Annotated in this window: 8 protein-coding genes; 3 read left to right on the forward strand and 5 right to left on the reverse strand. The window is 34.9% G+C overall.

Going from position 1 to position 6,260, the window contains the following annotated elements; genetic code table 11:
- From F6K23_RS42655 to F6K23_RS39685, 5 genes are all read right to left on the reverse strand, one after another.
- Positions 1-48, reverse strand: a 48-nt coding sequence (locus F6K23_RS42655; protein ID WP_367267585.1) for a hypothetical protein, incomplete at its 3' end; no start/stop codon positions are given.
- Positions 35-142: a helix-turn-helix domain-containing protein gene (locus tag F6K23_RS42660; RefSeq protein WP_367267961.1), complete on the reverse strand. Its 108-nt coding sequence runs from the start codon at positions 140-142 to the stop codon at positions 35-37. The genes F6K23_RS42655 and F6K23_RS42660, both read right to left, overlap by 14 nt.
- Before the next feature lie 638 nt (positions 143-780).
- Positions 781-2,166, reverse strand: coding sequence for an AAA-like domain-containing protein (locus F6K23_RS39675; protein WP_293166581.1), 1,386 nt, complete (start codon positions 2,164-2,166; stop codon positions 781-783).
- 472 nt (positions 2,167-2,638) lie between these two features.
- Positions 2,639-2,998, reverse strand: a complete 360-nt coding sequence (locus tag F6K23_RS39680; RefSeq protein WP_293166583.1) for a transposase — start codon at positions 2,996-2,998, stop codon at positions 2,639-2,641.
- Between the two features lie 92 nt (positions 2,999-3,090).
- Complete coding sequence (locus F6K23_RS39685) at positions 3,091-3,345, reverse strand: hypothetical protein (RefSeq protein WP_293166585.1); 255 nt, start codon at positions 3,343-3,345, stop codon at positions 3,091-3,093.
- Between the two features lie 932 nt (positions 3,346-4,277).
- Between F6K23_RS39685 and F6K23_RS39690 the strand changes: the two genes are divergently transcribed.
- The 3 genes from F6K23_RS39690 to F6K23_RS39700 all read left to right on the forward strand — a co-directional run bounded on the left by F6K23_RS39690 (position 4,278) and on the right by F6K23_RS39700 (position 5,911).
- Positions 4,278-4,661, forward strand: a complete 384-nt coding sequence (locus F6K23_RS39690; RefSeq protein ID WP_293166587.1) for a PH domain-containing protein — start codon at positions 4,278-4,280, stop codon at positions 4,659-4,661.
- Positions 4,662-4,961: 300 nt separating this feature from the next.
- Entirely contained in the window at positions 4,962-5,117 is a 156-nt protein-coding gene (locus F6K23_RS39695; RefSeq protein WP_293166589.1) for a hypothetical protein, read from the forward strand.
- 164 nt (positions 5,118-5,281) lie between these two features.
- Positions 5,282-5,911, forward strand: coding sequence for a CatB-related O-acetyltransferase (locus F6K23_RS39700; RefSeq protein WP_293166591.1), 630 nt, complete (start codon positions 5,282-5,284; stop codon positions 5,909-5,911).
- Positions 5,912-6,260 lie beyond the last annotated feature (349 nt).

A 6,260-nucleotide genomic window follows, 5' to 3' on the forward strand; every position in this document is an offset into this window, starting at 1 on the left:
CGATTTATACTTCTGTTGGCAACAAGCTAGACTATCATTCCAAACCACACGGACACAGCCAAATAGCTTGGCGCTCTCGGTATTTTTGTCCCGGCGTTGGATATATACGGTACTTAAATCTAGCTTTCATAACTTGACGCATCAAACTAACAACATGATAACATATTTATTGAAAAAAATCAACCCGCAAGCAATAAAAAGTCGCCCGCTTATGGGCGAGGCTTGAGACCCATTTTTTCGGTCACATCAGCAATAATGACTAAATTATACACTATATGTAGCGGTACTGCGTAAATCCTGTTGATACTGAAATTAGACATATTAGAGTTGTGGCTAATTCGATCAAGATTTTTCTAGGGAAGGGAAGGTATTAGCCTTCCCCCAACTTAAATATAGAGAGTTTCATTCAAAGAGCAAAGCCAAAATAAGGCTTTGACAATCGTTGTTGGTATTTTTCTCCGCTACATTTAAGATAACTTTCACTAAACAACTGCACAACCTATAAAACTCATATAATTTCTCATATAAACCTCATATAATTTCTCATCTATCAGAAAGAAGAGGGAAGAAGGTTTTAGTTATCTAGGAGAGAGGAAAAAATCTTGCGTTGCCTGAGTTTTCAGCTTTTGATATGTCCGCGCCCTTTGCTTAGACTGCTATATAACCTCATATAAACCTCATATAAACCTTATAAGGCCACAAGCTAAAAGATAAAGATAAGCAGTAATCTTCGCACCTTTATGCCACCAGAGGAGATCAAATCATTCAGTTGTTATGCTATCAAATGAGTTTTAATGTTTGCTGGAAATAGTCTCGGTACAACTGATGAGTGAGAACTGCTTTATTTCCATCTAACTTCACTAACCCCATACTGTTTAACTTGTAAGCCAGGATGGGTTCTAGCAATACAGGCTCACTCGCACTTATCGTTGTACTCAAAGCGATCGCTAATTCTGGCTCATTTTGCAACTTCACTTGATGACGCTGCAAGTGACTCGAATAAATTCCTGTCGATGTAGGAGCTGTTTGTAATAGTTCCGTGAGTGTTACATTCCCCCGACTAAGATGATAAATAGCAAGATGTACTAAAGCAGGATGTCCTCCTGTCATAGCCATCAAAAGATTAGCTTCCTCTCCATCTTTCCAATTAAGTCTGTAATATTTAGCTAATTTTACCACTTCTTCCAAGGAAAAATTGTGTAGCTGGATTGGCAACCCTGCATTGAAAGGTGACTGTTTGAGCTGCAGAGGCACATAAATTTCAGTTGAGTGAACTACTACTAAACGCAATTTCTGCCATACGGGAAGTCTTTTGCCATCCTCATACCACGAACGTAACAGAGGCAAAAAGTCCTTTGCTATTTCCGGATGCTCGAAAATCTGATTCACTTCATCCAAAGCTAGAAGCATGGGCGAATCAATTGAATCTAGTAAATAGTCCTGGAAGTAGACAGAGCAGCTAATTTTACACCCAATGTCTTCATCCCAATAGCTATCTAACCTTGATTCTATATTTAGTTGGCGAGAAACATTAGCACAAAACCAGCGTAAAAATCTATTAATATTACTAAAAATATTTTGGTCTACCTGTTGTAAGTCCAAGTTAACAATGTGATAGTCTAAACTATTTGCATAGTCCATAACACGCAGCAGCAGAGAGGTTTTGCCCATTTCTTGTGGCGCTTTGATCCTTACCAAAGCCCCCAGTTTCTCAATTTCTGCATATACTTGCTTCTCAATATCGAATCGGTCTATATAAAATGGAGAATCTAGAGATATTGCTCCACTAGGAAATTTTGGTGACATCACTTGCCTAATATCAACAGACAGTGTTCTATCATTTTGCCTGGCAATAGTTTTTTTTGATGTTGCTTTTGAGGTAAAATATTTTTCAAGCTTTGCCCGACAGTTTTTTTTTGCCACCTTCTGGCCCACAACATCAGAAATTCGTCGAAATAACTCAGGAGCTACAACATTGGTCAGATAACCAGAGCTATAACCAGCCTTTTGAGCTACTAGGTTATAGGTTTTATCCTTCCAGATGCCTTGGAGAATAAGTCTTTCTGCATTATTTAGAGGAGGGCGATAGATTTCGAGTAGCTTGTTGTTTATAGCTTTTATCACAAAATCTAAGTTGATAGGGTATGAATTTTCTTCTCGATCCATAAGTATAAATAGTATTTCATCCAATAATACCCTTTTTTTTAGGCAATAGAAAATACATCATACTACAGCTAAAATACCCAGCAATTAGCCTCAGACTGGGAATGAAGTGGAAGTGAGTTGGAAAACTCTATCTTTTCTTCAATACACCTGCGCCTCTACAAGATTGACAAAATAAATCGCAATAGTTATGATTCTGACCTATGACTTATATCATGTCCGGTTGAACAGTGATAAATAAATAACTACCAAGGAGTCAGGAGTCAACCCACCCCTAACCCCTCCCAGGAGGGGAGGGGAAGTCAGGAGTCAGGAGGAAAGAGGGAAGAAAGAAGAAGAACTGAAGTTGAAGGAGAAAGTTTTTTTATAACTAATTATCCGGACATGATATTATACCAAGCGTGAAAAAAGAATGTTACAAATACTTTAGTGCAATCACTTTTAAAATATTGGATACTTAAATGCGATCGCAAGGCTAAATATTGGCCATTGATAAAGCATTGATAATAAATTCCCAGCCAGTTATTTGAGATATTACTTTTTGGGTTAATTTATTTAAACTCTTAGTCAGAGCATTTTGTAACTCCTCTATACTGTCAAAATTAATCCACTTAAAATCTTCTTTAATGTATTGCCACAACCTTTCTATGGGATTAACTTGTGGACTATATGGTGATTGAAACAATAAAATAATATTCTCAGGAAGATTTAAGTTTAAAGCTTTATGTAAACCACCATTGTCTAGCTGAATTATGTGAATTTCATCTTTGAATTGCTCTGCAAATAATTCTAAAAACTTTTCACGCGCAAATACTATTAAGGTGAGTAAATTCAAAGAAAAAGCTTTCCCCTGTTAATGGTTCTACTAAACCATATAACCATCTATATAAAAATTTCTATTGTTCTTTTCCAATTGGTTTTACTCCTTTAATAGTTACCTTTCGTCCAGAAACAGTTTTCACCTCCATTACGACTTTCATCCTGACACCAATAACGAATTTTGTGAGCATATTTTAAAATTTCTTGATTTTTATCTAACAACAACTTAATTAGCTCTGCGAGTTTTTTAAAAAAGTTATTTACCGAAAAATTGTGGTTTAAAGCCTCCCCTTTTAAGGGGATAATAAAAAAAAATTCATTATTAGTCAATCCTCTTCTTTTCAAGGAGAGGTAATTATTCATTATTCATTATTCATTATTCATTGTTGAAGGCATCTTTTTGTTGTTTAATATTAACTGAATCTGGCGCTTTAAGTTTAGCTTTTAATTGATAAAAAACTATTTTATATATAGTTCCATAGCTTGCTTGAATATCATAAACACTATGGAGCAATTGATGAATTTAAGTATAACTATCAAAACCTTCTGGGTCTTATAATTCTCTTTTTAATTTATCTTTAACTGTTTCTGGAATTAATGATTGACTACCAGGACTTGTGCTAATTGTTAATAAATTTTCTAGCCCACCTTGACGATATTGACTTATACCAATTCACTTTAGAGATGTCACAAATAGTTTCAAATCTTAGATGTGAAATAATTTCTTGAAATTACTGTAGTGTCAAGGTTTTGAGCCTGTAAAATCTTACTTTTAACTTTTAACTCTTGACTTTTGACTTCCGTGAAACAGTATTAGAAGCGGTCGATCTACTTGAGTCAAAAAACTCTCATCAGAATAATGGCGATCGCTTCAGATCAAATCCGCTAGGATTGGTGTAATTAGATTCATAGTGTGGGAACCCACCCCTAACTCCTCCCAGGAGGGGAAGATGGGGAGATGGGGAGAACTTGAAAATTTGGCAATGGCGCTGTGATGGAACATTTTTTTAGACCGAAACTGAGGGGATTTGATATCACTCCAGATTTTGTTAAGATAGAAAAGAAAAATTATATTCTGCTAATAGATATTTCCGAAAAAGAATGTAGGGACATTGCATATAACGCCCCAACAAGGATTTCAGAAAAGGTTGATGTAATTTATGGAGATTTCTAATGATTTGATTGTTAATTATAGTATTAACAAGCTATCAGCTTTCAGCCTTGAGTATCAATCCTCTAGCTTAAGTTTACTTGCTGAAAGATGACTACTGAAAATTATTTCAAAGGAGTAAAATATGGGTTTAATTAGTGGTCTACTCGGAAATGCTGCCGAAGTTAATATTGATTCCAAAAAACTAGATAAGTTATTCAACGATATTTTAGTAGATGGAGAACAAATTGAAAAAGCTTACCAAATTATTCGCGATATGTTTGTGTTTACTAATAAGCGTTTAATTTTGGTAGATAAACAAGGAGTGACAGGACATAAAATTGAGTTTCTTTCTATTCCCTATTCAAAAATTACCAAGTTTTCTAAAGAAAGTGCAGGACATTTTGACTTAGATGCAGAGTTAAAGATTTGGATAGGTAGTGAATCAGAACCAATTAGTCATGAATTTAATCGTTCGGTGAATATTAATGAAGTCTATGCTGTATTAAGTAAGTATGTTTTGAAGTAAATTCTTGAAGAAGGTGGTAGGTTTTTAGTTCAATTTTATAGCAGAAGTAAGAAGTAAGAAGGAAGAAGGCGTTTAGTTATCTAGGACAAAGGGTTGATTATTAATATTCTGTTGTTTTAGATATTCTATAAGTCATATCATGTCCCCTTGAATACTTATACTTTGGTGGAAGTAACGCAGAGAGAGGGCAGTTATGCTACTATCCTGTTTGCGTAGCATGACCTAGGAAAGGGTTTCTTTCAATTGAAACTTAATTCTATACACGCTCCGATCCTACCGGACATGATATCAAGAGTACTAATGGCAATTACTATATTGGATATTCAACCTCAATCAATTGTGGCAACCTCTCGTGATGGTAGAGTTTTCAAGCGAATTTATGAGAATAGTTCTGGGAAAAATCGCCTTCTTACACCGCTCCACCCACCATCTTTGAAACATAGTAAAGATAATTAGTTTAGACAAGAGTAGCTCCACTTATGAACTACTCTTTTTTTCATACTATTTATCAAAAGTAACCATCAAAATAACAAAAGTTATTCAATACTTATACAATTTCAACAATTGCTATAAAAACTTTTATTGCTAAACTTTAAAGAAGATTATAAATATCAAAAAATATGAGTAACGGTCCTGACCCTAACCTTAAATATCCAATACCTAATCAAACTCGATTAGTCTATTTAAAGAACATTATTAAAAATCCCAATATCATTGTCGGAGACTATACTTACTACGACGATTTTGAGAATCCAGAGAATTTTGAGCGTAATGTTCTCTATAATTTTGATTTTATTGAAGATCAATTAATTATTGGTAAATTCTGCTCTATTGCCTCTAATGTAAAGTTTATTATGAATGGAGGAAATCATCGTACTGACTGGTTGACAAATTATCCTTTTCCTGTGTTTGGAGAAGGTTGGGAAAAAGCAATGCCGGACTCGTGGCCAGACAAAGGAAATACTGTTATTAGTAATGATGTTTGGATTGGTTATGGAGCGATAATTATGCCTGGTATTCAAGTAGGAGATGGGGCAATTATAGCGACAAATTCTGTGGTGACAAAGAATGTTCAACCATACAGTATTGTAGGTGGAAATCCGGCTAAAGAAATTCGTAAAAGATTTGAGGAAGCTATTATTAAAGAATTGCTAGAGATTAAATGGTGGGATTGGGAAATTGAGAAAATTACTCGTAATTTACAGGCGATTTGTGGATCGGATATTAATGAATTGCGTGAGACTGTTTGAGTTTTATTTTGTAGCTATTTAAAAAGCCAAATATATGAATAACTAAAAATTTTGGCGTTGGTAAAGCGCGTGTATTATATTAATCTTACAGCACTTTTTAGGAAGCGTGAGGTACAGTTCATTAATTCTCTATTGCCTGTTGTCTAAAGTCCTAAAATTTTGTACCTCACTAATTCCGAAACTGCTGTAATTATTTAGGAGTCAACCCACCCCTAACCCCCAGGGTCATTTCAGTTATCAGTTATCAGTTATCAGTTATCAGTGAACCTCCGACTGAAGTCGGAGGCTTGAAATACTGAACTAAATATTTTTTTCATCCCCTTAAAAGGGGAGGCACATACCCTCATTT

Source organism: Okeania sp. SIO2C9, from assembly GCF_010672455.1.
Classification (GTDB): domain Bacteria; phylum Cyanobacteriota; class Cyanobacteriia; order Cyanobacteriales; family Microcoleaceae; genus Okeania.

What these genes read in the sequence shown, in the direction of transcription:
- F6K23_RS39685 (WP_293166585.1), bottom strand. Translation starts at nt 3,345, where the DNA reads ATGAATAATTACCTCTCCTTGAAAAGAAGAGGATTGACTAATAATGAA.
- F6K23_RS42660 (WP_367267961.1), bottom strand. Translation starts at nt 142, where the DNA reads ATGCGTCAAGTTATGAAAGCTAGATTTAAGTACCGTATATATCCAACG.
- F6K23_RS39700 (WP_293166591.1), top strand. Translation starts at nt 5,282, where the DNA reads ATGAGTAACGGTCCTGACCCTAACCTTAAATATCCAATACCTAATCAA.
- F6K23_RS39695 (WP_293166589.1), top strand. Translation starts at nt 4,962, where the DNA reads ATGGCAATTACTATATTGGATATTCAACCTCAATCAATTGTGGCAACC.
- F6K23_RS39675 (WP_293166581.1), bottom strand. Translation starts at nt 2,166, where the DNA reads ATGGATCGAGAAGAAAATTCATACCCTATCAACTTAGATTTTGTGATA.
- F6K23_RS39690 (WP_293166587.1), top strand. Translation starts at nt 4,278, where the DNA reads ATGGGTTTAATTAGTGGTCTACTCGGAAATGCTGCCGAAGTTAATATT.